Below are 23,533 nucleotides of genomic sequence, written 5' to 3' on the forward strand. Positions count from 1 at the left end.
CTGGCTTGCCGCACCGGCCCACCCGCGTCAGGCGAACATCGCTTCGCCGATGTAGTGTCCGCGGTCGCGCGGCGGGGGTGCGGGCGCCTTCCAGCCCCTCGCGCAGGGCGATGATCGCGTAGCCAGCATGCTGGTGGTCCCCCTCCCTGAAATTATGAATAGTAATGATTATCATTATGGATATTACTATTCAATTCCTGACAAGATGCTGAAAGAGCGGTGAGGGGGCGATCGAGAGGAGTGGCGTCGGGAAAGAGGCCGGAACTGCCCATAATATTTAAATATGGTTGCGCGCGTCCAAACGGTATTGGACCCTCAATCGACCACCATGCTACAAAACCGGAACTGACGCGCCGCACCACGGTTTATCAGTGTTCGTGCTGGATAAAAACGATAACGTCGCAGGCGAAGCTGCAATAACTTCCAGCATTCATACGAAGCCATAAACAAGGCATGTAATGCCGGAGGAGACTTTGACATGAGCCAGAACTGGAGAAAAACACTGTCTGCATGTGCCGGCGCATTGGCATTTGCGGTGGCGACGACATCACCGTCCGTGAGCGCTGCCAAGGAACTTACCCATATAACGGTATCGGTGGCCCAGGCGACCGATATCAATGGAATGCCCTGGAAGGTCGCACAGACGAAGGGCTTTTTCGAGCGCGAGGGCATCGTGCTCGACAAGGTGCTGCCGGCGGAAGGCGGCGGGGCCACCTTGCATAATGTGATCGCGGGGAATCTGCCATTCGGACAGGTCGCCACGTCCTCGCTCGTCAATGCCCACATGAAGGGCGCGCCGATCAAGATCATCGCAGGCGCCACCCAGGTGCCGTTCGAGATCGGTTGGGGTGTCCAGAAGAATTCTCCGATCAAGAGCGTAAAGGATCTCGAGGGCAAGACCTGGGGCGCCACCAACGCGGGATCCGTGACCGAAGCGATGAGTTTCCTGGTGCCGAAGTATGCCGGCCTCAACATGGAAACCACCAAGCGGGTGGCCACGGGCGGCGTAGGGGCGGGGATCGCGCTGCTGCAAAGTGGCGATGTCGACATCACCTTCCTGCCGCCGCTGGTGGAACAGGCGCATGCAAAGGATCTCAGGGTCGTGGCCCGGGCCAGTGACTTCGTGCCGTATTACCAATTGACGATGATCGTCAGCAGCCGCAATTATGCGGAAAAGAATCCGGAAGTGACTCGCGGGATGCTGCGCGCCCTTCAGAGCGCAATCGAGTGGATAAAGGCCAATCCCTCCGAGGCCGGTGCCATGTATGCGGCCAGCGTGAACGTGGATCCGAAAATCGGAACCGCGCTGATCAGGAAGTATATCGAGCTGGATGTGCTGTCGCTTGCTTTCAATCCCAAGCCGCTGGCGGTTGCCGCCGAAGGCCTGCGTTATACCGACAATATTCAGCACGTCGACTGGAAAGGCCTGCTGACGGATGCTTATTTGCCAGAGGGACACAAGGGTCAGATTCCCGATTGAACGCCTTCAGCCATATATCGTGATTTTCATTTGAAAGCGAGTTGCACATGGGCGTCCTGATCGAATTGCAAGATGTCGGCCAAGTCTATGGGGATGTAGTGGCGCTGGACAGGACGTCCACCCGATTCTTGCCCGGAAGTTTCACGACCCTTGTCGGGCCCAGTGGATGTGGCAAGTCCACGCTGCTGGATATCGTGGCCGGGCTGAATCGGGGAAACGACGGTAGCGTGCTGATCGAAGGGCAGGTTCTCTCCGCTCCGCGCAGGGATACGGGCATCATCTTTCAGGAAGCCGCGCTATTGCCGTGGCGGACCGTACTCGACAATGCCGCCTTTGCCCTCGAAGCCCGAAAGGTCCCGAAGGCCGAGCGGCAGGCCGTGGCGGCCGACGTCTTGCGCCGTGTCGGTCTTTCAGAGTTTGGCGGGCATTATCCGCATCAGTTGTCCGGTGGGATGCGCCAGCGTACCGCCATTGCTCGCGTACTGAGTACGGAGCCCGATCTTGTCTTGGCCGACGAACCCTTCGGCGCCCTGGATGAGCAGACTCGCGTGGTGCTCGGCCTCGAGCTCTTGAAGATGGTGCGCCAGGTGGGGGCCACCGTCATTTTTGTCACGCACAGCATCCAGGAAGCGGTCTTGCTGTCGGATCGCATTCTCGTCATGAGCGCGCGGCCCGGCCGCATCATCCTCGATGCGATGGTGGATCTGCCTCCGGACAGAAGTCCATCCGTTCTGGGCACGAAGGAGGCCGCGCGCCTCATCGAGAAGGTCTGGGATCTGCTTCGCACCGAGGCCGAGGAGGCGCTGTCGAGACAGGGGGCCGTGCTGTGAGGCGGGAATCCATCCTGCGGCAGGATCGCCGCCTCGGGCTTGGCCCCCGCGCCTGGATGCTCGTTGGCGCGGCGATCCTTTTGGGGCTTCTTGAGATCGGGCCCCGCTCGGGCCTGATCGACGCGTTCACGCTGCCGCCGCTGAGTGTGATCCTGCCTCGCGCGGCACAGCTGCTGGTGGATCAGGCGTTCTGGTACCGCTATCTGGGGCCCAGTCTGTTGGCGATCCTGCTTGCATTCGTGATTGCCGCCATAGGCGGGATCGCCGTCGGGCTGCTTCTGTGGCGGTTTGCCTTCATGCGGCGGATATTCGATCCCTGGCTCTCGATCTACTACGCCATACCCACGTTCGCGCTGTATCCCTTGCTGGTGGTCCTTGCCGGTATCGGCCTGGTTCCCGTGATTCTATTGGGCGCTCTGCTGGCTATTGTCTCGGTGATCACGACCACGCTCGACGGCCTCGATTCCATCCCGCGGATCACGATCAAGCTGGCCCGGGCGCTCCAGCTCTCAACGATGGATTACGTGCTGAAGATACTCATACCGTCTACCATCAATCAGATCGTCGTGGGCCTGAGGCTGGCGCTGTCCTTCAGCATCATCGGCGTCATGGCGAGCGAATTCATCCTTTCGACATACGGTCTCGGCTATTTCATCTCCTACGCTTACGATCATTTCTCGCTGAACGATATGTACGCCGGGATCGTCATTGTGTTGTTCCTGGCTGTGGCGGTGAACGTCCTGTTCGGTTTGCTGCTGCGGGGACGCAGCATGAGGGTATCACTGTGAAAAGGATCGCATTGTCGGCGCCCGTGGGCGACGCTCCTGGCGCAGTGAAGGGGGCAGGGGTCCCGCCATTGATGCCCCTGGCCCGGGCGTTGATCGAGGTGCTCGTGGTGCTCGCCTTGCCGGCATTCGTCGTCGTGGTGTGGGCCATCACTGCCGCCGTCGTCGACAATCTGGTGTTTCCCGGCCCGCTCGAGGCCATCCGGGGGTTGCTCCTGGACCTGGGGCGGGAGGGTTATCGCGCCAGTATCCTCACGACGGTCAGGCTGCTTTTGCTGAGCTGGGTCATCTCGGTCGTCGGGGGCGCGCTGATCGGCTTCGGGCTGGGCCTGTCGGCCTTCTGGTCGCGCGTCTTCGCGACACCGATGTTCGCCTTCTATTGCGTGCCGCTCGTGACGCTGTATCCGGTGTTCATCCTTTTCCTTGGCATTGGTGAGCAGGTCCGAGTCGTCTTTGCCATTGCGCACGCCCTTCCGCCTATGGCGCTGCTCGTCATGGGCGCGACCGTCAGCATTGACAAGAACCTGCTCAAGCTCGCGGACGCGCTGACCCTGCCTTGGCATGCCCGGCTGACGAAGATCATCATCCCCGCGCTCATTCCGACGCTGGCCAGCGGTGCGCGTATCGCGCTGGGCCTGACGATGATCGGCCTGATTCTGGCGGGCATGGTGTCGGCGACCAGCGGACTCGGCCACGAGCTCGTGAACAATATCGCGAATGCGCGGGTCGACCGGATTACCGGCCAGATCATCTTCATCGTCATTCTGGCCGTGGTTCCGGGTCTGCTCCTGAGGTGGGTGGAGCAGCGGGTGTCGCGCTACCAGTGACCGGTGCCCGGAGCATGCCGGCGGATCGGTGCACGATGGTGATGACAAAAAGTGTTTTCAGCTTCCGCCTTGTCGGACGAGGGTAATGCAATGAGCGAAATGGTTCATGCCGACGAAAAGTTTTTTCGCGAGCGCGGATTCGGGTTGAAAATCGGCTTTGGCCGGCGGCCGGCCCTCATCATCGTGGACATCATCCGGGCCTTCACCGATCCCGATATGCCGCTGGGATCGAACATGGACCTCGAGATCGAGGCGACGAATCACCTCATCGACGCTTGCCGGGAAACCGGCGCTCCTGTTTTCTTCACCACGACTGCCTATGATGATGCCTCGTTGAAGGACGGCGGGATTTGGGTACTGAAACAAAAGGGCGCCGCCACGCTGCGCAGCGGTAGCGCCGCGGTGGAGCTCGACCCGCGCCTGCATCATCATCCGCACGATTCGATGCTGGTCAAAAAGTACGCCTCATGCTTTTTCGGTACCGACCTGCTGTCCCGGCTGGTTTCCCATGGCTGTGATACGCTCCTCATTGCCGGGTGCACCACCAGCGGCTGCGTCCGCGGCACTGCGGTCGATGCCGTGCAAAACGGATTCAGGCCCATCATCGTGACCGAAGCGGTCGGCGACCGTTCAGAAATCGCGCACCGGCAGAGCCTGTTTGATTTGCAGGCAAAATACTGCGATGTCGTCGCATTGACTGAAACCCTGGATTATCTGAAAGGCCTCCAGACTCAACGCAACAACCCGGATTCAGCCCAATCGCTTGTATGAATCTGAACAATTTGACATTGCGCAAGCTCCAATGCTTCGTGAGGACCGTTGAATTAGGCAGCATTACCCATGCGGCGGAATTGCTGTGCATCGCCCAACCCGCGCTGAGTCTCAACATCAAACAGCTCGAGGACGTCCTGGGCGTGGCGCTGCTCACCCGCCACGCTCGGGGGGTCGAAGTCACGCCGGCGGGTGAATTGCTGTATTCCAGGGTCACCTCGTTGTTCGAACTCCTTGAGACCACCGTCAAGGACGTCTCCAGACTGGGGCATTCCGCCGAAAGGTTCTTTTCTCTCGGCATGCCGTCCAGCCTGGTATTGCTCGTCGGCGCGGACGCCGTCGTTTCGGCCGAAAAGAATCTTCCCCGTTTCTCGTTCTCCCTGAGGGAGGACCCGAGTTTCGCACTGGTTGATGCAGTCGAGAATCGGGAGCTCGATTTTGCCCTCGCCTACAGTGCGACGGAGCGGCCCGGCGTGAGCCTGATTCCCATGGTCGAGGAAGACATTCTGTTCGTGACCCACCCGAGCGAGCACAGCGGGCGGGACACCATTTCCCTGGATGAGGCGCTGGGCTTCAATTTTGTGTTTGGCGGGCGTAGAGACGTGGCGCGCTGCCTGATGGAACGCGTGGCCCATGAGCGGGGACGCGCGTTGAATATTGCCTATGAGATGCGATCCATCGCGGGAATTCGCGAGATCGTGTTGCGCGGAATGGCTGCGACGGTCATGCCCTATGGTGCGGTGGCCCATGAGATCCACAACAAACGGCTGACCGCCAGACGGATAGTGGATCCGTGCCTGACACAGATCATGAGCGTTGCGCGGTCCATGAAAAGCATGGATGCATTTGCGGAGTTCGAGCCCGCCATCATGGACTATCTGTCCGCCCTGGCCGGGCTGATCGTCGAACGCCAGAAGGGGCTTGCCCGGCTGGTTTCGTAGTGCGCTTTATGCTTCATGTCTGCGCGGTGGTGCCTGTGTCGGCGGCCAGCTCGGGAGTTCGCACGTGCTCCTGGCGAATGCCATAACCGAACAACCGGGCCGGCAGGTTGCGCACGATGCGGAACTTCAGCAAAAAGCGCAGCAGCCACGGCAGGCGCGGCGGCTGGTCCCTTTCCTCCAGTGCCGGGCTGATGATGCGGTTCTGCAGGATGAGTTGTACCTTTTGCACCACGCGCACCGGCATCTCCCGCCGTTCCTGGATGGACGCGAGCAGCGCTTCGTCGACGGTGCCCTCGCGCAGCGGCACCGCCAGCGTGTTGGCGGCCGCCACGGCGTCCTGGATCGCGAGGTTGATGCCAACGCCACCGATGGGCGACATGGCGTGGGCTGCGTCCCCAATCAATAGCAGTCCCGGCTTGTGCCAGCGGCGGAGCCGATCGACCTGCACCGCCAGCGTGCTGACCTTGTCCCAGCTCGCTATGCTGTCCTTGCGGTCGGACAGGAATGGGGCGAGCCGGACCACCGCATCGCGCAGGCTGCTGATCGATTGGGCCCGCAGTTTTGTGTCGCTGCCTTTGGGCACCACGAATGCGGTCTGCCAGTAATCGTTCCGGTTGAGCAGGACCATCAGATGTCCGCCATTGGCGATGGCAAAGGTGCCTTGCGGGTCGGCCTCCGAACGCGGAATCCGGAACCAGAGGGCGTCCATGGGGGCACCGTATTCCATGGCCTTCAGTCCCGCTGCCTCGCGCAGGGCGGAGTGCCGACCGTCGCAGGCAACTACTAGGTCCGCGTGGAGCTCGTAATCGCCGTCGGCGGACTCGACGTGGACCCCGACCACGCGCCCGCTGTCCTCGATCAGCCCGGTGGCCTGATGGCGCATGCGCAGGTCGAACGTCGGATAGTGGCGGCCCGCATCGGCCAGCAGGTCCAGGAAATCCCATTGCGGGACCAGTGCCAGATAGTCGAAGGGGTGCAACCCGAGGAAGTCCACCACCGGCTGGTCGTGTCCGCCAATCAGACCCGTCAAATGGCTTTCGCGCCGCTGGGGCAGTTGCTCGAACTTTTCCAGCAGTCCCAGTTCCTTCAGGATCTGCAGGGTCGAAGGATGCACGGTATCCCCGCGAAAGTCGCGCAGGAAATCGCCGTGCTTTTCCAGGACGGTTACGGGTACGCCCGCCCGCGCGAGCAGCAGTGCCAGCATGATGCCGGCCGGGCCGCCGCCCACGATGCAGCAGCGGGCAGGAGGGTGGGATCTTGCGTCGAGTTGCATGGAAGTATGCCCCAGACTGTGAGTCCGCCTGCGCAGGTTCCAGAATCTCCAGGCGAAGGGGCTGCCTATCGCTGAACGGATGCGGGAACAACGTTGAACAGCTTACGCCATTTGCCCAGGCGGGTCTCTCGTCCGCCGTCGGTGGAGGAGCGCTGCCGCTCGCTGATCCCGGGGCCGCGCGGATGCTACGATGCTTCATCGGCGGGGGCGCCCCCGTGGAATGGATCCTCTCACCCCGTAGCGGAGCACCAGATCAATTGAAAGTCGGTCCTCTTCCCGCAGGCGGCGGCGCGTTTGTCGGCATTGCTCAGTTGGTCCTGTCGTGCTTCGCATTGTCGGGACTGGATTCCAGCGCCAAGTGGCTGTTGGAATCGGGCACGTTGCTGCTGCTGGTCGTCTGGTTCCGCTACGTCGTGCATTTGATCCTGGGCCTGGCCATCGTCGTGCCCGCCAAAGGCAAACAGATTCTGAGAAGCGTCCATCCGCGTTACCAGATTCTGCGGGGCGCGTTCATGTTGTCCGCCACGATGGCCGGTTTCACGGCGCTCAGCTATCTGCCTCAGGCGCAGACCACGGCCATTGGCTTTCTGGCCCCGCTCCTGGTGCTGGCGGCGGCCCCATGGATCTTGAAGGAACCTCCCAGAATCTCACGCTGGCTCGCGGCTCTTGCCGGCTTTGTGGGGGTACTCATCGTCGTGAGACCGGGTTCAGGTCTGAGTCCGATCGGCACACTCTTCGGGCTGCTGACCGCCTGCCTCATGGCGGGCCAATACACCGTCAATCGTCTGGTCTACAAGGACAACGCATTCACCACGCTGGTCTGGAGCGGTCTGGTCGGCAGCGTCACGGTCTCCGCCATTCTGATTCCGCTCCTGCCCTCGGTGCCCGACCTGGTATCGACGTTGTCGGTGGGGCAGTGGCTGGTGCTGATTTCGACCGGGTTCTGGGGGGCCTTGGGGCACCTGTTGCAGATCCAGGCCTACCGCAATGCCCCGGCATCGCTGCTCTCGCCGTTTTTCTACTCGGAGATCCTGAGCGCCGCAATTCTGGGTTGGTTGATCTGGGGCGACATGCCCGACCTCGCAAGCTGGCTGGGTATCGCCATCATCGTGGGAAGCGGCCTGACCATCACGCTGGTCGAATGGCGGCGGGAGCATGGAGGTCGTCAGCGCGCGGCGCCTGCGTAAGGGCCGTGCTTCCCGCGTTGGCGGCGACGAAGAGGCTGGGGGTGACGCTGGGCGCGGCTGCATCCAGCTTGTATAGTGAAGTCCGCTCGTCCCATCAGATGGAGGTCGGAACTCATGGACTTGAACATCCGCAACCGGAATGCAATCGTATGCGCGGCCAGCAAGGGACTGGGACGCGCCTGCGCCGTGGCGCTCGCCGAGGATGGCGTCAACGTCACCATCGTCGCTCGTCACCGCGAGCCGTTGGAGCAGACCGCGCAGTTCATTCGGGACTCGACGGGTGTCAATGTGCAGATCGTGGTGGCGGACATCACGACTGCCGAGGGACGCGATCGGACCCTCCAGGCCTGTCCGGCGCCCGACATTCTTGTGAACAACGCCGGCGGTCCAAAGCCGGGTGACTTTCGGGACTGGGGCCGCGACGACTGGATTTCCGCATTGGACGCGAACATGCTGGCGCCCATTGACATGATCCGCCGGACTGTCGACGGCATGATGGACCGGAATTTCGGGCGTATCGTCAATATCACTTCCTCGTCGGTGAAGGCGCCCATCGATGTGCTGGGCCTGTCCAACGGCGCCCGAAGCGGCCTGACCGGATTCGTCGCGGGCCTGGCGCGCAAAACGATTGCGCGAAACGTCACCATCAACAATTTGCTGCCCGGGTCTTTCGAGACGGACCGGCTGACGTCCGTGTTGACCGCCGTATCGAATTCCACGGGCCGCAGCATGGAAGCCGTGCGGCGCGAGCGGCTGAATCATGTCCCCGCCGGACGTTTTGGCCAGCCTGACGAGTTTGGGAAGGCCTGTGCATTTCTCTGTAGCGACCATGCAGGTTTCATTTCTGGTTTGAACCTGCTCATTGACGGTGCTGCCTACCCGGGGACCTACTGACGTCGCTCGACCCTCTTAATTTCGGAGTCGCGCCATGAGAAAACTCATCGCATCCACCTTCGTTTCGCTCGACGGCATCATGCAGGCACCGGGTGGCCCGGAGGAAGACCCCACCGGCGGTTTCACCTTCGGGGGCTGGACGTTCAACTACTGGGACGAGGCCATGGGCCGCTCCATGAGCGGCTTCGACGGCAAGGACCGCGAGCTGGTGCTCGGCCGCCGGACGTATGAGATCTTCGAGGCGTACTGGCCGTATCAGCCGGCCGACGACCCGATCGCGCGGACGTTCAACGCGACCCGGAAACACGTCGCCTCGCGCACGCTGAAGAAGCTGCATTGGAACAACTCGACGCTCCTGCGCGGCGACGCTGCCTCGGCAATCGCGGCACTCAAGGCAGAGCCGGGACTGGACCTGCAGATCATCGGCAGCGGCAACCTGATCCAGACACTGCGGGCCGCATCGCTGATCGACGAGTACAACGTGTGGACCTTTCCCGTCGTGCTCGGACATGGTAAACGGCTGTTCGAAGCCGGAGCAAAGCCCGGTGCGCTGCGACTTGTCGCTTCGCAGACTTCGACCACCGGGGTCGTGATGAGCACCTATGTGCCGACCGGCGACGTCCCGATCGGGTCGTTTGCGCAGACCAAGCCGAGCGCGAAGGAAGTGAAGAGGCGTGCGAAATTGGCGCGCGGGGAAGACTGAGGGGGGTCTCTGCGAGTTCGTCGGTTCGATGAACGGGCCGTTTTCATTTGCGTGAATTTGGCATTTGCTTTGGTCGTCGGGCAGGAAATTGGAAGCTGGCCTTCGCGAAGGGAAAGTGAAGGTCCACGTTGAGCTTGAGGGGCCGCTCCGGCAGTGAAGCCGGCCGCCGCAGAGGCTACTCACAGACGCCGCTACGACAATGCGCGATACGAATGGACCCTCCACCGGCGACAAACAACGTTGCCCATTGCCAACCTCGTCATATCCCGTGTCATACTGGGATCGCGGCTAACGACCTGCGTTCAACCGCCGCTTCAGTCGTGCCCACCAGCCAGAATTTTGCTCGCGGAAATAGGCATCGCGACGCTGGACCTCCGCTCGGCGCCTATAGAGAACGTCGGTTTCTGCCAGAGTTGGCGCCCAAACCACACCGCCTCTCTTGATGAAGTAGTGTGAGCGACAAGGCTTTTGCCAGTTGCCGATCGATGGATATAGGCTGGGGCCTTGGCGATGATTAACAAATTTCCAGCCCAACGGACCGAGCTGCGTACGTATCTTTTCGCCGCAGCCGCAGGCGCACAGATGCGCCGCAGTCCGATATTTCTCCGAGACGTAAAGCACTCCCGACTCCAGTGTCGAAGGCATGAACTCGACGAGTTCTAGGCGTATGCGATCAATTTTCATCGGGGGCCAACAGCGAAAGGTTATCCAGAGTTAAAAGCAATTGATTGGAGCGTGCGGGCCCCGCATAAAACCCGCGAATCTGCTTAAATCGGAGCACGGCCAACGCCGCATTCAGAGCGTTGAGTTCGCCGATCTGAATGTTGCTCCTGTAGACATCATCCGGCGGATCGGTCTCCGGCACATAGCATTTGCTCCGTACGATTTGACCACTATCGTGGGGAAAGTAGGTCGTTCGCACCGTTCCGCTGATAGGCCCGCCATGTCGCTTCAGGCCCATCCCCACGTCGATGAATGGAATGTTCCTTGCTATCAGCAATTCGATAATGCGCTTACGAGAGCTTCCTTTGTCGACCGCCACGAACGCGAAGGTGACACCGTCGAGCTCCGCAGCCGACGTTTCGTCAATGAACAGCGGCTTGATGGTGAGCCCGTGGCGAAAGTTTTCGTAGCGCTTCCTGAAAACCTCGGCTTTGAATTGCCGTAGTTCGGCGTCGTCCTCCGCGTCCAGCCGTCCTGGTGAGCGGAAGGCGTTATGCACGAAGAACCTGTCTGGATCGAACCCGCGAATTTCCCGAACCGGCGTCTTCACCATGAAGTCGAGCACGTAGCCGCCGCTTCCGCCCAAGCCGATGATGGCAACCACGTCGTTCTCAAGCAGCTTGGCCAAATCGGAGATTTCCGCCCGGCTTGTCATCGTGTCGCGCAGCTTGAAAACCGAGTTTGGCGTTTCCTCTTCGTATTCGTGGAAAGTATAGGGATTGACCCCGAACCGCTCCATTGCGGGGCCGCAAACCATCGCGACGTAGCTCTCGATCTTTTCAAAGTGATCGACATAGTCGCGAAGCTGGCCGCACTCCTTTAACTTATGCGAAAAGCTCTGCTTGACGATAATGTCTGAACAACTGTCGCTCAGGCTTAGTGTTGCCGCACCTCCCCCCAAGCCGCGAACGACTTGGCCGTCAAGCCCAAAAGGGCGCGGCGCCGCAAAAAAGATTTGATGATTTTCTGGGCGAACCCTGGTCTGATCCTCCAAGACCAGCTTTCCGACGAAGGCTGACCACTGCAAGTGCCCGGCCGAATCAATATACGGAATGTCCCGTACGACCAAGTAATTGCTATCGATCGTCAGGGCATAGCCTTTTTCGAGAAGCCGCTGCAGATCAGGATTATGACTCGCCAGTGTCTTTAACATAGAACATCATTCCTTCTTTAACTTTGACAGAGCCACCAAGAGACAGGACGCCGCTCTTGTTCCCATGTGCCCCTTGGTAGGTAACCGAATAGACGCGCTCGGGATGTTGTGGGAAGGTCGGATCCTCCAGTGTGACGACCTCGGCATATGTGATTTCGTCCTTTGGCCACTCATGGGCGGTCGCCTCGACAACGATGATGATCGACTTCTTTGGATGCTCTGACATAAAAGTCTCGTTTACCAGGTGAAGTTGTAAATTCTGGTTAAATGATCCAGTTTAACTTCATCTGGACCAACGCAACCCGAGGACAGCCATAGTATATACCGAGTAATCTCGTTAAAGCAAGCTGTTTAACCAGCCTACTTTATCGCCATGTAGCGGTACTCGATGCCGCCGGAGTCGGCCGCGTCTTCCGTGCGCCGGATGAAGCCTTGCCAAACAAGGTTCTTCAGGCGGGTACTCGCGTTGGCCACCGACAATCCGAGGTCGCTAGCTGTCTGAGAGGCCAATACCGATTTCTTGGCAAGGACGTACTGGACAAGATCTCGCGTGGACTTGTTCAGTTCGGGGCCAATGATTTCAAATTCACTGTTGCTCCAGATCACCAGGGGCTGCTCTTTTGCTTTTGCAGCATAACTCCAGTTGTCGATCAGATCCCGATTGACTAGATCTGCAAGGTAGAATCCTTTCTCGCCCCTTAGTTGCTTCGCTACCGAGATGACACTTTCACGCGGAAACGATGCGTCTGTAGCTTCGATCCCATCAAGGGAGATACCGAATACGTCGGTATCCGGCCTTTGCTCGACAAAGTCCAGAAGCTTTCGGAAAACCTCTTTCCCTTCGCTGTTACCGAAAGGATGGGCGTTCTTCGTAAAGTCCCTTAGCCTTACGACGAGTGTCTTCTGGTTCATTGCCTTAATTTAACCGGATTTGTGAACTCAGTCAAGGAAGAAATCAAAGCAGATGTGCGTACCCGCGATCCTAGCCAACTCCATGCGGCTAGAAAACTGTATCTGCTCACCATTATGTGTTATCTTCAGTTCGAAGGTCTCTTGCCTTACTGAGATAAGCGCGTTGTACTTCTGAGCATATTGGCCCGATTCCTTGAGCCCAAGTCCTCGGCCAGACCCGCTTGCTTGGCTAATGCCTCCTTCCGAAAATACCTCTTGCAGGAGGGTAACACGGGGATCCAGCGCGGATTTGTTGATCTTCCTCGCAACTTCGGGATACTTTTGCTTCAAGATCGGCATCAGTGTTCCAACAATCCCACGACCTCCATCTGAGATCACCGTCTGTATATGTGGCCTCCTGCCCCCAGCATAGTACTGAAGGCCCGCAAAACCTGCTGATGTCGCGCCTGAATGCTCAGTGACATTTCCATAGAGCTCCGATATGACAGTGTGGGCAGCGACATTGTATTGACTCCCAGCGCAAGAAACGAAGCTTTGCCGCAATAGACCCGGAATATCGTCATCAGGATGTATATGATCAATAGCTCTCAGCTCAACAACGGCGTGGTTGTTACCCTCATATGTAGCGGCTGCCGAAATGGGTGGACGCTTCGGCAAGATCTTCACGTCATGACGCAGAAGGTCAATGAAGCCGATGCGGTTCAGGTAGCTCAACGTCGATTGCGACGTGCTGAAATCTATCGAAACGATTTTGCCGAGAGCTGCCAATTGATTGCTAATTGCGAGTAGTCGGGCCAGGGCTTCAAGCAATACCTTACAGCCATCGCCCACAACAAACGTCACCAGATGAGTTGCCGAATCAAGTGGTGACCCGGCCGCCAGTACGGCGCTTTCAAAGGATCGGGCATCGAGCCAGCAGTGGCTTCCGAGGGTAACACGTACCTCTGCCAGCGACCATGTGAACCCTTGCGGATCTTGGGTAAAAAGGTCCTTATGCTCGTGCAAGAGCCGGCTGACATCTGATTTGTCTATTCGAAGCTTTGCAGCTATTGACTTGGCTTTCTGACCAGGTTTGCGCTCTAGGAGGGCTTGTATTCGTGCGAGCATCACTATTCACATAGAATCACTAAATATAGTGTAGGCTATTGAGCCTCGCATCTGGACTGGAATTCTGACATAGTTTTCTACCGTGCGATGTAATGAGGCAACACCGAAACAAGACGGCGCTCATAATTTTGTTTACAAGCGGTTATCTCTCTACGGCCGTTTATGATCATATACCTGCACTGGACGTGAGGAGGCTTGATGCCCGCTTTGGCCGATGAGCACTCATTGATGGCGATATTTTGAACGACCGCAGCCCGGTGCTGCTGCCGTTTATTTTGGCAATTTCAGTGAACCGCGAATGTCGGCGGCTGGCCGATAGTAGCCAAGGCGTGGAAACCGACACCGACTCATTCCAGACAGTTGGGTGTTCCGAAGGCGGTCATTCACGACTGCGTTTCAACTATGAACATTCGTGCTTGCTGAGCTTCCTGGAGTTGGATCTTGATCGGCTTATATTTCTCGGAGTGGTAGAAGGCAAGCGCTTGGTCAAGTGTCGGAAATTCAAACACTCCGGCCATCGGCAAGGGCGTGTCGTCCCCTTCCAGAATCTGCGCAACCGGACCGAAATGTAGAATCTGCCCGCCTGCTTCTCTTAGAGCGGCCTGAAAACTTGGCGCGAGTGCGGCTTGCTTAGCGGGTCGATGATCCATAGATTGACGTGGACATATGCTGGCATGGTCGCTCCTTCATATATACACTATTGCGTGACCGTAGTACTGTCAACGAAGTGGACGCGGCCGATTTTGATTCATGATCTCAAGAGGCGTCGGAGCCGAGTGTCCCGAACTGACGTTATGGCTATGACTGCCCATGGTCGTAAGCAGCGCCGACAATCGCCGTAGACACCTCAAAACGCAAAAAGGCCCAAACCGAAGTTTGGGCCTTTCTTGAATCTGGAGCGGGAAACGAGTCTCGAACTCGCGACCTCAACCTTGGCAAGGTTGCGCTCTACCAACTGAGCTATTCCCGCGTTGCTTGCTGATCAAGCTAAGCTCTGCATTTTATCTTGTACCCATCAGCTCGTCAAATCACTGTCGCGCTGATCGCGGCCTGAAGGCGCTTCCGGAGGAGCCCGGACCGACACGAAATCTTGCAGGAAGCGAACTATACGGGATCGCTCCGGCGCCTGTCAAATTCACCGAAAGAGGCCGCCCGGAAAAGGAAGCGGGGTATGCTTACGCCTTCCCATCCCATACAGGCCCTTGCCGTGCCACTGACGTTTGTCGAACAGGATCTGCAGCCCTGCAACACGCTGGGTCTGCCGGTGCGTGCGCTGACGGCGGTCCTGGAGGATGAAACGGGCATTCCCGATCTGTCCCGCTCGCTTGCGGCCGCTGACGAGACGGAGTCGCCACTTTTCGTGCTGGGGGGCGGCAGCAACGTCGTCGCGGAGGTCCATACGCGGCATCGGATACTGCGGGTGGCGTTGCGTGGCATTCATTTGTGGCGCGAGACGGCGACGCACTGGATCGTGGAGGCGGCGGCGGGGGAGTCATGGCACGGCTTCGTGTCGCATTGCCTGGCCCATGGTTGGCCGGGCCTGGAAAACCTGGCGCTGATTCCCGGGACCGTGGGAGCGGCGCCGGTACAGAACATTGGCGCGTATGGGGTGGAACTGGCTGACCGGCTGCATTCCGTGGTGGCCTGGGACCTGCAGGCCGGCCGCGAGTGCGAGCTGTCGCCCCAGGATTGTCAGTTCGCCTATCGGGACAGTCTGTTCAAGCGGGCAGGGGCCGGTCGCTGGCTGATCGTGCGCGTGCGCGTGTCGCTCCCCAAGCTTTGGGAGCCGCGCCTGGACTATCCGGATCTGCGGCAGCACGCGCTGTTGCAACCCCGCGACCGGGAGCGGCGGACAGGGGAAACGCTTGTGTCCGGCCCGACCCCCAATCAGGTGTTCGATGCCGTGTGCGAGATTCGGCGGCGCAAGCTTCCCGATCCGGCGGTATTGGGTAATGCCGGCAGCTTCTTCAAGAATCCTCTGGTCCCGGTGGCGCAGGCGGAGGCGTTGCGGCTGCGATTCCCGGATGTGCGCATCTATCCCCAACCCGATGGCCGGGCCAAGCTGGCCGCCGGCTGGTTGATTGAGCACGCGGGCTGGAAGGGGAAGCGCCTGGGGCCAGTGGGCATGCACGAGCGGCAGGCGCTGGTGCTGGTCAATCATGGTGGCGCTACGGCCGCCGATGTGCGCGCATTGGCCACGGCCGTGCAGCGGGATGTGCAGGCCCGCTTTGGCGTGGAGCTGGAGCAGGAACCGGTCCAACTGGATTGACGACCGGTGTCGGGCGACCGGTGAGCATGGCCGGACAGGCCCCGGCCAGTGGCCGACAAAATTTCGGGTCTGCCGGGCTTTGTGGTGCCGCCCTACGCCAGCACGTCCTGCATGTCGAACAGGCCGAACTGCTTGCGAGCCAGGTAGCGGGCCGCGCGCAAGCTGCCCTGGGCGTAGGTGGCGCGACTGCTGGACCGGTGGGTGATCTCGATGCGCTCGCCGGTTCCGCAGAAGTACACGGTATGGTCGCCCACGATGTCGCCGCCGCGCAGCACCGAAAAGCCGATGTGGCCCGTTTCGCGCGCCCCCGTGTGACCGTGGCGGGCCCAGTCGGCCACGTCATTGAGCGGGACTCCCCAGGCTTGCGCCACGGCTTCGCCCATGGCGAGCGCGGTGCCCGACGGGGCGTCGACCTTGTTGCGGTGGTGGGCCTCGAAGACCTCCACGTCGTAGCCGCTGTTCAGCAGCTTGGCTGCGGTCTCCAGCAGCTTCAGCGTGACGTTCACCCCCACGCTCATGTTGGGAGCGAACACGATCCCGATTTTCTGGGCGGCCGCCCGGATGGCCTGCTTGCCTTGGGCGTCGAATCCGGTCGTGCCGATCACGCATTTGACGCCGTGCGCGACGCAGGCCTGGAGGTGCTCCAGCGTGCCCTCCGGGCGCGTGAAGTCGATCAGGCAGTCGGCTTGGGCGAGCGCGCCCAGGTCGTCGGTGACCTGCACGCCCGTCTCGCGTCCGAGGAACAGCCCTGCGTCCTGGCCGATGGTCTCGCCGCCCGTCCGGTCCAGCGCGACCGTCAGCGTCAGGTCTTCAGCATCGAGTACGGCCTGGATCAGCATGTGTCCCATGCGGCCGGAGGCCCCGGCAATGGCGATCCGCATTACTGTTTGTCTCCGGAAGAAGGGGTGGAGGGGGCGGCAGGGGCCGGAGTGGCAGACGGAGTGCCCGCCTGGTGAACCGGCACGGTCACCGCCGAGGGTGCCGCCGTCGTATTGTCCAGGCTCGGCTGGTTGGGCGCCCCCGGCGAACTCAGGCCAGGCGAAGCGGCTTTCTGGGCGTCTTTGTCAGCACTCGGTCTCGATTGAATGGCTTCACGACCGCTGTCGACTTTCTGGAAGGGTTGCCGGTCAGGCTGCCGGTCCCCGTCCCATCGGACCAGCTTGTCATCCTGGAACCAGACGGTGAATTTCCGCAGTTCGTCCTTGCCGTAGCCGGGCTGGTTGTAAAAGGGGTAGTCCCAGCGATCGGCGTGGAAGGCGTCCTGCAGCGTCGGGGTGCCCAGTACGAAGCGGACCTGGTCGCGGGTCATTCCGACCTCGAGCTTCGATACCTGTTCGGATGTGACCCAGTTGCCTTGCTGGACCGTCGGACGATAGGGGAATCCCCAGTGGGTCGAGCCGCATCCTGTCAGGCTGATGGCCAGCAAGCCTGTCGCCAGGCCGATCTTCACTCTGTGAGAATGGGTACTCGCTAGGATACGCACAAAACCCCCCGTAAACGGATGAGCGACCTGCGGTCCGCAGGCCCCAAAACCGCTATCATAAAGGGAATTCCGATTCACGCACGTGCGGGGTCCCGTGCGGGCGGCGTGCGGCGATCGTCGCCGCGACTTGCTTTCCCGTCCTCGACCCGGGATACTTTCATCATGAACGACCAGACTGAGCTCAAGAACATGGGGCTGAAGGCGACATTTCCCCGCCTGAAGATCCTCGATGTATTCCGCAAGGCCGAAACCCGGCACCACAGCGCAGAGGACGTGTACCGCGCCTTGATCGCAGAGGACGTCGACATCGGGCTGGCGACCGTCTACCGCGTGCTCACTCAGTTCGAGCAGGCGGGCATCCTGCTGCGCAGTCAATTTGATGGCGGCAAGGCCGTTTTTGAACTGAATGACGGCGATCATCATGATCACCTGATCTGCACCAACTGCGGCCGGGTCGTGGAATTTTCGGACCCCGAAATCGAAAGACGCCAGCAGCGCGTTGCCAAGGACAACGGCTTTGCGCTCGAGAGCCATCACATGATGCTCTACGGTATTTGCCCGAAGTGCCAGGCCGCCAAGAAAGCCTGATTCGAAGCTGATGTCGGCGTGGCCCGCAGCGGGTAACCGGCACCAGACAACCGGCGGCACACAGCAGCCGGTCGACCTCAGCCGCCGGTCCGGCACACGAAATCCCTAAACCGCGGACAGTTTCAGCATCTCCCGGGCATGGTCGCGGGTTGCGGCCGTCATCTTCAGGCCCCCCAGCATGCGGGCGATTTCGTCCACGCGGCTGTCGTCGGGCAGGTCGCGAATGGAAGAGGCCGTCCGTCCCTGGTGCGTCGTCTTGCTGACCTGGAAATGGTGGCTCGCGCAGGCCGCGACCTGGGGCAGGTGGGTCACGCATAGCACCTGATGGCGCCGGCCCAGCTGCCGAAGCAAGCGCCCGATGACCTCCGCGACGGCGCCGCCGATGCCGGCGTCCACCTCGTCGAAAATCAACGTGGGCACGCGCGCCGCCTGGCTGGCGATGACCGACAGGGCAAGCGAGATGCGGGCCAGTTCGCCTCCCGAGGCGATGCGGGCCAGCGGACGAGGTGTGACGCCCGCGTGGCCGGATACCAGGAACTCCACTGTTTCCATGCCGTGCGCGGACGGTTTGCAGGGTTCGAGTGCCACCTGGAAGCTGCCGCCCTTCATGGAAAGCGACTGCATGGCTTCGCTGACCTGGGCCGATAGCCGCTGGGCAGTGGCGTTGCGGGCGGCGGTCAACGCCGTTGCCCGGATCCGGTAATCGGCCTCCGCGCGTTCGCAGGCCTGTGCCAGCGCCTGTAGATCGCGGCTCGCCTCGATCTGTTGCAACTGGGCCCGCAGCGTTTCGTGATGGTGTGGAAGGTCCTCGGGCTCGATGCGAAACCGCCGGGCCGCCTCGAACAGGTGGCTCATCCGCGTTTCGGCCTGCGCCAATGCGTCGGGGTCCAGTTCCAGGCGGTCGGCATAGGCGTTCAGTCCCGAGACCGTCTCGCTGCAGAGGATCTGGGCGGATTCCATGGCCTGGCAGTGCTCGGCCAGCCCCGGGTCGTGGCGAACCAGCGACTGCAACGCCTGGTGGGCGGCCCGCAGCGCCTGGATGGCCGAGCCGGATTCGCCGTCCAGCGCCTCGACGGCCTGGTGCGCGCCCGAGAGCAGCGCTTGGGCGTGGGCCATGCGGGATTGTCGTGTGCAAAGGTCGGCCCATTCTTCGGGCTGCGGCGCCAGTTCGTCCAGAAAGGCCACGTCCTGAATCAGGCGGTCCCTGAGGGCCGTCTGGTCGGCTGCCTGGGATTGTGCCTTTTCCAGCGCCGCCCGGGCATCGCGCCACTGGGCCCACGCCTGTTCGAGCGCCGCGGCCTGGTCGGCATGGCCGCCCTGTGTGTCGAGCAGGGCGCGCTGCCGTACCGGCTCGAGGAGGCTCTGGTGCGCGTGCTGCCCGTGAATGTCGACCAGCAGCGTGCCCAGGTCGCGAAGCTGGGTGAGGGTGGCTGGCTGTCCGTTGATGTAGGCCTTGCTGCGGCCTTGCGTGTCGATGACGCGCCGCAGGATGACTTCGGGGCCGTCCAGCGACTGTTCGGCCAGCCAGTCGGTCGCCATCCGCGGGGCCTCGAAAACGGCGCTGATGTCGGCGCGGGCGGCGCCTTCGCGCACCAGCGTCGGGTCGCCCCTGCCGCCGAGAGCCAGCGACAGGGCGTCGATCAGGATCGACTTGCCCGCCCCGGTTTCCCCTGAGAATACCGTGAACCCCGTTTCGAAGCCGAGCTCGGCCTGATCGACGATGACGAAGTCGTGGATGTGCAGGGCGCGCAGCATGGATGTCAGTCCGGTTCGTCCCAGGGGTGCAGCATGCGGTTCCAGTTCAATTTGCTGCGCAGGGTGGCGAAGTAGCTGTAGCCCTGGGGATGCAGGAAGCGAACCCGGTAGGGGCTGCGCCGCACGTCGATGCGGTCGCCTTCCTGGCAGTTGGACAGGGCCTGCATGTCGAAATGCACGCTCGCGCCCGATTCGACGCGGCCCAGCGCCAGGATGGTGATGCTGAGCACGCTGTCCGCCGGGAGGGTAATGGGCCGGTTGGACAGTGTCTGGGGTGCCACCGGGACCAGTACCAGGGCGGGAACCTGCGGATGCAGGATCGGTCCGCCCGCCGACAGCGCGTAGGCGGTGGAGCCGGTCGGCGTCGCAATGATCAGGCCGTCGGCCCGCTGGCTGTGCATGAAGGCGCCGTTGCATTCCACGCGCAGTTCGATCATGCCGCCGCGCCCCGCGCGGTTGATGATGACGTCATTCAGCGCCATGCCCGAGAAGATCTGTTGACCCCCGCGCATGACCCGGCCTTCCAGCAGGATGCGCTCGTCCTGGACGAAGGCGCCGTTCAGCACGCTGGTGATGGCCTCGGCCGCGCTGTTCAGCGGGATGTCGGTGATGAAGCCCAGGCGCCCGTGGTTGATGCCGATCATCGGCACGTCCGTGGTGGCCAGTTGGCGCGCGGCCGCCAGCATGGTGCCGTCGCCGCCCATGATCACCGCCAGATCCGCGCGCGTGCCGATCTGCTGGAAACTGGCCTGTTCGAAATCGGTCACGCCGGTGCGGTGACCGGTTTCGGCCTCGATGAGGACCGTGCATCCGGCGCTTTGCAGGACATTGCCCAGCCGCCGCAAGGGTGCGTCCATGCCGCTGTCCTGGTGCCGACCGACCAAGGCGACCGTGTGAAAGTGCATGGGGAGGGGTACCTCGAGCAAATGATGGAATAATAGGGGACTATCCGATTATAGGGGGATGGTTGCAGCCTTGTCGGGGTCGCCGCGCTGCAAATATCCTGCACAGTGGATGAACGGTCATGGATGATAGAGCCAAGGCATTGCTCAAGGCGCTGGTGGAGCGTTACATCGCGGACGGACAGCCGGTGGGTTCGCGCACCCTGTCGAAAGTCTTCGATCTGTCGCCTGCCACCATCCGCAACGTCATGTCGGATCTCGAGGACCTCGGGCTGATTCATAGTCCGCACACGTCGTCCGGCCGGATCCCCACGCCCCGCGGCTATCGGCTGTTCGTCGATAGTCTTCTGACGGTGCGGCCTTACGAACTCAGCCCGGATTTGCAAATCGCCGATTGCCTGCCGGCGGCCGAACCGGGGCGCGCGGTGATGGCGGCGGCGTCGCTGTTGTCCAATCTGTCGCAATTCGCGGGCGTGGTGCTGACCCCCAAGCGGACACAGGTCTTCCGGCATATCGAATTCATCCGCCTGTCGGACAAGCGCGTGCTGCTCATCATCGTGACGCCCAATGGCGATGTGCAGAACCGCATTCTGTTCGTCCCGCGCGAGTACACCGAAGTGGAGCTCCTCGAGGCCTCCAATTTCTTCAATCATCACTTTTCGGGCCGGTCCTTCCATGAAGTGCGGATCGCGCTGGCCGCGGAACTGGCCTCGCTGCGGTCCGACATCTCGCGTCTCATGCAGCAGGCGGTGGAAGCGGGCATCGGCACGCCGGACACGGTCGACGAATCGGTGGTCATTTCCGGCGAAGGCAAATTGCTGGACATTTCGGAGATGACGGCTGACATGGCGCGGTTGCGGCGGCTGTTTGCGCTGTTCGAGCAGAAGACGGACCTGCTGCACCTGCTGGACGTCTCCAGCCAGGCCCAGGGCGTTCAGATCTATATTGGCGGGGATTCACGCCTGGTGCCGCTCGAAGACGTGTCCGTGATCACCGCACCCTACAAGGTCGACGGCCAGGTGGTGGGAACGCTGGGAGTGATCGGTCCGACCCGCATGGCGTACGAGCGCGTCATTCCCATCGTGGATATCACCGCCCGCATGCTGTCCAATGCGCTGGGGCATGCGGCTTCCTGACGGGGTGGCTGCTGGATTCCTGCCGGTGCGTCATGTTTTTCCCCCTCTTTTGAATCGTGAGTCTATCAATTCATGAATCGCTTCTTGCCGGAGCCTGCCGATCCGCAGGCGCTGAATCCGGATGGGCCTGCGCCCGAGCGCGGGCCGCTGGGCGTGATGCTGGTGAATCTGGGCACCCCCGATGCCGCCACCCCGGCTGCCGTGCGCCGCTATCTGGCCGAGTTCCTGTCCGACCCGCGCGTGGTGGAATTGCCGCGTTGGCTCTGGCAGATCATTCTGCGTCTGTTCGTCCTCACGCGGCGTCCCGCCGTCATCGCGCCCAAATATCAATCCATCTGGATGGCGCGCGGGTCGCCCCTGATGGTGCACGGCGAGGATCTGCGCGATGCGGTGGCGCGGTCCCTGACGGACCAAGGCGTGCCGGTGCGGGTTGCACTGGCCATGCGCTACGGGCGGCCCGCCATCGATGAACAGCTGCAGGAATTGCGCGCAGCCGGCTGCGGCCGGATTCTGGTGGTGCCGCTGTACCCCCAGTACGCCTCCGGTACCACGGGTACGGTGGTCGACGCCGTGAGTGCCAGCTTGGGCCGCATGCGGCATCAACCCACGTTGCGTTTTCTGGATCGTTTTCACCAGGCGCCGGCCTATCAGGACGCGCTGTATCACGCGGTGCAGGGGCATTGGCAACGGTCCGGCAAGCCGGACCGCCTGCTGCTGAGTTTCCATGGCCTGCCACAGGAAGCGGTGCGCCGGGGGGACCCGTATTTTCGCGAGTGCATGCAGACCGCGCAGACCTTGCGTGGGCGCCTGGGGGCGGATGGGGCTTTGCTCCATGTGGCTTTCCAGAGCCGGTTCGGGGGGGCGCCGTGGCTGCAGCCCTATACCCAGCCCACACTGGAGTCCTGGGCCCGAGAGGGGATCGAAACCGTGGATGTGATGTGTCCCGGTTTTGTGGCGGACTGCCTGGAAACGCTCGAGGAAATCGACATGGGTTGCCGCGAGGCGTTTCTGGAGGCGGGCGGAAAAGTGTTTCGTTATATTCCGTGCCTCAACGCCGAATCTCGGTGGGTGGACGGATTCGCTCGCCTTCTGGTGGATAATCTCGCCGGCTGGCGGTGATCCGGACACGGGCTGTCGGCGCATTGCCCTCACGGGTCTTGAAGAATTGCGGGCGCACCCCATCTTTTGAATATTCGCGTCATCTTATTGTTTTGGAGATTTCAGCATGTCGGCATCCCAGGAAGATCAGGACCCCAAGGCCCCGCCCGGCCAGCAGGCGCAGGATACCGTTCCGGAAGGCGGCACCCCCGATGTCCCTGAGGCGACCGAAGGCGTGACCGCCATTCCAGAGGACAATCTGGCCGCCCTGCTCACCGAGGCCCAGGCCCAGATCGCGGATTATCACGACCAGTTGATGCGGGCGCGCGCGGAGGTGGAAAACGTCCGGCGCAGAGCCCAGGAGGACATCTCCAAGGCCCGCAAGTTCGGCACGGAATCATTTGCCGAGAGCCTGATTCCCGTGCGCGACAGCCTCGAGGCGGCGCTGGCCCACGAAGACCAGAGCGTCGAGGACTGGCGAAAGGGCGTCGAATCGACACTGCGCCAGATCAATAATGCTTTCGAGCGCAATCAGATGCACGAAATCGCGCCGGTACCCGGCGACGTGTTCGACCCCCACCGCCACCAGGCGATTTCCACGGTGCCGTCGGAACATGCGCAAGGAACCGTCGCGCAGACACTGCAAAAGGGCTATCTGATCGCGGACCGCGTATTGCGCCCCGCGTTGGTGATGGTGTCGGCCGGCCAGGGCTGAT

25 protein-coding genes and 1 tRNA gene are annotated in these 23,533 nt (G+C 61.4%); 14 read left to right on the forward strand and 12 right to left on the reverse strand.

The features are described from left to right. Positions 1 to 478 precede the first annotated feature (478 nt). The 6 genes from ACVCMJ_RS00575 (at position 479) to ACVCMJ_RS00600 (ending at position 5,634) form a co-directional block, all read left to right on the forward strand. Positions 479 to 1,480, forward strand: a complete 1,002-nt coding sequence (locus ACVCMJ_RS00575) for an ABC transporter substrate-binding protein (RefSeq protein WP_447082417.1) — start codon at positions 479 to 481, stop codon at positions 1,478 to 1,480. 47 nt (positions 1,481 to 1,527) lie between these two features. Then, positions 1,528 to 2,310 carry an ABC transporter ATP-binding protein gene (locus tag ACVCMJ_RS00580; protein ID WP_447082418.1) on the forward strand — a complete coding sequence of 261 codons (783 nt, stop codon included), beginning with the start codon at positions 1,528 to 1,530 and terminating at the stop codon, positions 2,308 to 2,310. Next, entirely contained in the window at positions 2,307 to 3,098 is a 792-nt protein-coding gene (locus ACVCMJ_RS00585) for an ABC transporter permease (RefSeq protein WP_447082419.1), read from the forward strand. The genes ACVCMJ_RS00580 and ACVCMJ_RS00585 overlap by 4 nt, the downstream gene beginning before the upstream one ends. Then, on the forward strand, positions 3,095 to 3,922 hold the full coding sequence (locus tag ACVCMJ_RS00590; protein WP_447082420.1) for an ABC transporter permease: 828 nt from the start codon (positions 3,095 to 3,097) through the stop codon (positions 3,920 to 3,922). Before ACVCMJ_RS00585 ends, ACVCMJ_RS00590 begins: the two co-directional genes overlap by 4 nt. Positions 3,923 to 4,105: 183 nt before the next feature. After that, positions 4,106 to 4,693 carry an isochorismatase family protein gene (locus ACVCMJ_RS00595; RefSeq protein WP_447082421.1) on the forward strand — a complete coding sequence of 196 codons (588 nt, stop codon included), beginning with the start codon at positions 4,106 to 4,108 and terminating at the stop codon, positions 4,691 to 4,693. Next, entirely contained in the window at positions 4,690 to 5,634 is a 945-nt protein-coding gene (locus tag ACVCMJ_RS00600; RefSeq protein WP_447082422.1) for a LysR family transcriptional regulator, read from the forward strand. The genes ACVCMJ_RS00595 and ACVCMJ_RS00600 overlap by 4 nt, the downstream gene beginning before the upstream one ends. Positions 5,635 to 5,647: 13 nt before the next feature. On the opposite strand, the gene ACVCMJ_RS00605 is transcribed toward ACVCMJ_RS00600, so the two are convergent. Further along, entirely contained in the window at positions 5,648 to 6,907 is a 1,260-nt protein-coding gene (locus ACVCMJ_RS00605; protein WP_447082423.1) for an FAD-dependent oxidoreductase, read from the reverse strand. A 257-nt stretch (positions 6,908 to 7,164) separates the two neighbouring features. Here ACVCMJ_RS00605 and ACVCMJ_RS00610 point away from each other — a divergent pair, with 257 nt between their 5' ends. The 3 genes from ACVCMJ_RS00610 (at position 7,165) to ACVCMJ_RS00620 (ending at position 9,691) form a co-directional block, all read left to right on the forward strand. Then, positions 7,165 to 8,094 carry a DMT family transporter gene (locus tag ACVCMJ_RS00610; RefSeq protein ID WP_447082424.1) on the forward strand — a complete coding sequence of 310 codons (930 nt, stop codon included), beginning with the start codon at positions 7,165 to 7,167 and terminating at the stop codon, positions 8,092 to 8,094. A gap of 114 nt (positions 8,095 to 8,208) precedes the next feature. Then, positions 8,209 to 8,988 (forward strand): SDR family oxidoreductase, encoded by a 780-nt coding sequence (locus tag ACVCMJ_RS00615; RefSeq protein WP_447082425.1) that lies wholly within the window; start codon positions 8,209 to 8,211, stop codon positions 8,986 to 8,988. Between the two features lie 34 nt (positions 8,989 to 9,022). Next, positions 9,023 to 9,691, forward strand: coding sequence for a dihydrofolate reductase family protein (locus ACVCMJ_RS00620; protein ID WP_447082426.1), 669 nt, complete (start codon positions 9,023 to 9,025; stop codon positions 9,689 to 9,691). Between the two features lie 288 nt (positions 9,692 to 9,979). Here ACVCMJ_RS00620 and ACVCMJ_RS00625 read toward each other — a convergent pair whose 3' ends face one another. The 7 genes from ACVCMJ_RS00625 to ACVCMJ_RS00655 all read right to left on the reverse strand — a co-directional run bounded on the left by ACVCMJ_RS00625 (position 9,980) and on the right by ACVCMJ_RS00655 (position 14,556). After that, positions 9,980 to 10,375, reverse strand: a complete 396-nt coding sequence (locus ACVCMJ_RS00625; protein WP_447082427.1) for a DUF6527 family protein — start codon at positions 10,373 to 10,375, stop codon at positions 9,980 to 9,982. Then, entirely contained in the window at positions 10,365 to 11,567 is a 1,203-nt protein-coding gene (locus ACVCMJ_RS00630; RefSeq protein ID WP_447082428.1) for a ThiF family adenylyltransferase, read from the reverse strand. The genes ACVCMJ_RS00625 and ACVCMJ_RS00630 overlap by 11 nt, the downstream gene beginning before the upstream one ends. After that, complete coding sequence (locus ACVCMJ_RS00635) at positions 11,542 to 11,793, reverse strand: multiubiquitin domain-containing protein (protein ID WP_447082429.1); 252 nt, start codon at positions 11,791 to 11,793, stop codon at positions 11,542 to 11,544. Before ACVCMJ_RS00635 ends, ACVCMJ_RS00630 begins: the two co-directional genes overlap by 26 nt. Positions 11,794 to 11,927: 134 nt before the next feature. Beyond that, on the reverse strand, positions 11,928 to 12,479 hold the full coding sequence (locus ACVCMJ_RS00640) for a DNA-binding protein (protein ID WP_447082430.1): 552 nt from the start codon (positions 12,477 to 12,479) through the stop codon (positions 11,928 to 11,930). Positions 12,480 to 12,506: 27 nt separating this feature from the next. Further along, positions 12,507 to 13,586, reverse strand: coding sequence for a hypothetical protein (locus ACVCMJ_RS00645; RefSeq protein ID WP_447082431.1), 1,080 nt, complete (start codon positions 13,584 to 13,586; stop codon positions 12,507 to 12,509). Positions 13,587 to 13,969: 383 nt separating this feature from the next. Continuing rightward, a complete protein-coding gene (locus tag ACVCMJ_RS00650; protein WP_447082432.1) occupies positions 13,970 to 14,236 on the reverse strand; it encodes a DUF1330 domain-containing protein in 267 nt (88 codons plus the stop codon). A gap of 244 nt (positions 14,237 to 14,480) precedes the next feature. Then, positions 14,481 to 14,556: transfer RNA gene (locus tag ACVCMJ_RS00655), tRNA-Gly, on the reverse strand. A 201-nt stretch (positions 14,557 to 14,757) separates the two neighbouring features. Between ACVCMJ_RS00655 and murB the strand changes: the two genes are divergently transcribed. Then, positions 14,758 to 15,855, forward strand: coding sequence for a UDP-N-acetylmuramate dehydrogenase (murB, locus tag ACVCMJ_RS00660; protein WP_447082433.1), 1,098 nt, complete (start codon positions 14,758 to 14,760; stop codon positions 15,853 to 15,855). A gap of 92 nt (positions 15,856 to 15,947) precedes the next feature. On the opposite strand, the gene dapB is transcribed toward murB, so the two are convergent. Continuing rightward, positions 15,948 to 16,736 (reverse strand): 4-hydroxy-tetrahydrodipicolinate reductase, encoded by a 789-nt coding sequence (dapB, locus tag ACVCMJ_RS00665; RefSeq protein ID WP_447082434.1) that lies wholly within the window; start codon positions 16,734 to 16,736, stop codon positions 15,948 to 15,950. Next, positions 16,736 to 17,332, reverse strand: coding sequence for an outer membrane protein assembly factor BamE (locus tag ACVCMJ_RS00670; RefSeq protein WP_447082623.1), 597 nt, complete (start codon positions 17,330 to 17,332; stop codon positions 16,736 to 16,738). The genes dapB and ACVCMJ_RS00670 overlap by 1 nt, the downstream gene beginning before the upstream one ends. A gap of 168 nt (positions 17,333 to 17,500) precedes the next feature. On the opposite strand from ACVCMJ_RS00670, the gene fur reads away from it, so the two are divergent. Next, positions 17,501 to 17,926: a ferric iron uptake transcriptional regulator gene (gene fur, locus ACVCMJ_RS00675; protein WP_447082435.1), complete on the forward strand. Its 426-nt coding sequence runs from the start codon at positions 17,501 to 17,503 to the stop codon at positions 17,924 to 17,926. Positions 17,927 to 18,031: 105 nt separating this feature from the next. Here fur and recN read toward each other — a convergent pair whose 3' ends face one another. Next, positions 18,032 to 19,681, reverse strand: coding sequence for a DNA repair protein RecN (gene recN, locus ACVCMJ_RS00680; RefSeq protein WP_447082436.1), 1,650 nt, complete (start codon positions 19,679 to 19,681; stop codon positions 18,032 to 18,034). Between the two features lie 5 nt (positions 19,682 to 19,686). After that, positions 19,687 to 20,586, reverse strand: coding sequence for an NAD kinase (locus ACVCMJ_RS00685; protein ID WP_447082437.1), 900 nt, complete (start codon positions 20,584 to 20,586; stop codon positions 19,687 to 19,689). A gap of 119 nt (positions 20,587 to 20,705) precedes the next feature. Between ACVCMJ_RS00685 and hrcA the strand changes: the two genes are divergently transcribed. The 3 genes from hrcA to grpE all read left to right on the forward strand — a co-directional run bounded on the left by hrcA (position 20,706) and on the right by grpE (position 23,532). Next, positions 20,706 to 21,719, forward strand: coding sequence for a heat-inducible transcriptional repressor HrcA (gene hrcA / locus ACVCMJ_RS00690; RefSeq protein WP_447082438.1), 1,014 nt, complete (start codon positions 20,706 to 20,708; stop codon positions 21,717 to 21,719). A 72-nt stretch (positions 21,720 to 21,791) separates the two neighbouring features. Then, positions 21,792 to 22,838 carry a ferrochelatase gene (gene hemH, locus ACVCMJ_RS00695; RefSeq protein WP_447082439.1) on the forward strand — a complete coding sequence of 349 codons (1,047 nt, stop codon included), beginning with the start codon at positions 21,792 to 21,794 and terminating at the stop codon, positions 22,836 to 22,838. 106 nt (positions 22,839 to 22,944) lie between these two features. After that, positions 22,945 to 23,532 carry a nucleotide exchange factor GrpE gene (gene grpE, locus ACVCMJ_RS00700; RefSeq protein WP_447082440.1) on the forward strand — a complete coding sequence of 196 codons (588 nt, stop codon included), beginning with the start codon at positions 22,945 to 22,947 and terminating at the stop codon, positions 23,530 to 23,532. The last annotated feature ends 1 nt before the right edge of the window (position 23,533 follow it).

It is taken from the genome of Castellaniella sp. UC4447_H14 (assembly GCF_052978285.1).

Bases quoted from the DNA above. Each gene is read 5' to 3' on its own strand.
- ACVCMJ_RS00575 (WP_447082417.1), top strand. From the start codon at position 479: ATGAGCCAGAACTGGAGAAAAACACTGTCTGCATGTGCCGGCGCATTG.
- ACVCMJ_RS00580 (WP_447082418.1), top strand. From the start codon at position 1,528: ATGGGCGTCCTGATCGAATTGCAAGATGTCGGCCAAGTCTATGGGGAT.
- ACVCMJ_RS00600 (WP_447082422.1), top strand. From the start codon at position 4,690: ATGAATCTGAACAATTTGACATTGCGCAAGCTCCAATGCTTCGTGAGG.
- ACVCMJ_RS00605 (WP_447082423.1), bottom strand. From the start codon at position 6,907: ATGCAACTCGACGCAAGATCCCACCCTCCTGCCCGCTGCTGCATCGTG.
- ACVCMJ_RS00615 (WP_447082425.1), top strand. From the start codon at position 8,209: ATGGACTTGAACATCCGCAACCGGAATGCAATCGTATGCGCGGCCAGC.
- ACVCMJ_RS00620 (WP_447082426.1), top strand. From the start codon at position 9,023: ATGAGAAAACTCATCGCATCCACCTTCGTTTCGCTCGACGGCATCATG.
- ACVCMJ_RS00625 (WP_447082427.1), bottom strand. From the start codon at position 10,375: ATGAAAATTGATCGCATACGCCTAGAACTCGTCGAGTTCATGCCTTCG.
- ACVCMJ_RS00630 (WP_447082428.1), bottom strand. From the start codon at position 11,567: ATGTTAAAGACACTGGCGAGTCATAATCCTGATCTGCAGCGGCTTCTC.
- ACVCMJ_RS00635 (WP_447082429.1), bottom strand. From the start codon at position 11,793: ATGTCAGAGCATCCAAAGAAGTCGATCATCATCGTTGTCGAGGCGACC.
- ACVCMJ_RS00640 (WP_447082430.1), bottom strand. From the start codon at position 12,479: ATGAACCAGAAGACACTCGTCGTAAGGCTAAGGGACTTTACGAAGAAC.
- ACVCMJ_RS00645 (WP_447082431.1), bottom strand. From the start codon at position 13,586: ATGCTCGCACGAATACAAGCCCTCCTAGAGCGCAAACCTGGTCAGAAA.
- ACVCMJ_RS00650 (WP_447082432.1), bottom strand. From the start codon at position 14,236: ATGGATCATCGACCCGCTAAGCAAGCCGCACTCGCGCCAAGTTTTCAG.
- murB (WP_447082433.1), top strand. From the start codon at position 14,758: ATGCTTACGCCTTCCCATCCCATACAGGCCCTTGCCGTGCCACTGACG.
- dapB (WP_447082434.1), bottom strand. From the start codon at position 16,736: ATGCGGATCGCCATTGCCGGGGCCTCCGGCCGCATGGGACACATGCTG.
- fur (WP_447082435.1), top strand. From the start codon at position 17,501: ATGAACGACCAGACTGAGCTCAAGAACATGGGGCTGAAGGCGACATTT.
- recN (WP_447082436.1), bottom strand. From the start codon at position 19,681: ATGCTGCGCGCCCTGCACATCCACGACTTCGTCATCGTCGATCAGGCC.
- ACVCMJ_RS00685 (WP_447082437.1), bottom strand. From the start codon at position 20,586: ATGCACTTTCACACGGTCGCCTTGGTCGGTCGGCACCAGGACAGCGGC.
- hrcA (WP_447082438.1), top strand. From the start codon at position 20,706: ATGGATGATAGAGCCAAGGCATTGCTCAAGGCGCTGGTGGAGCGTTAC.
- hemH (WP_447082439.1), top strand. From the start codon at position 21,792: ATGAATCGCTTCTTGCCGGAGCCTGCCGATCCGCAGGCGCTGAATCCG.
- grpE (WP_447082440.1), top strand. From the start codon at position 22,945: ATGTCGGCATCCCAGGAAGATCAGGACCCCAAGGCCCCGCCCGGCCAG.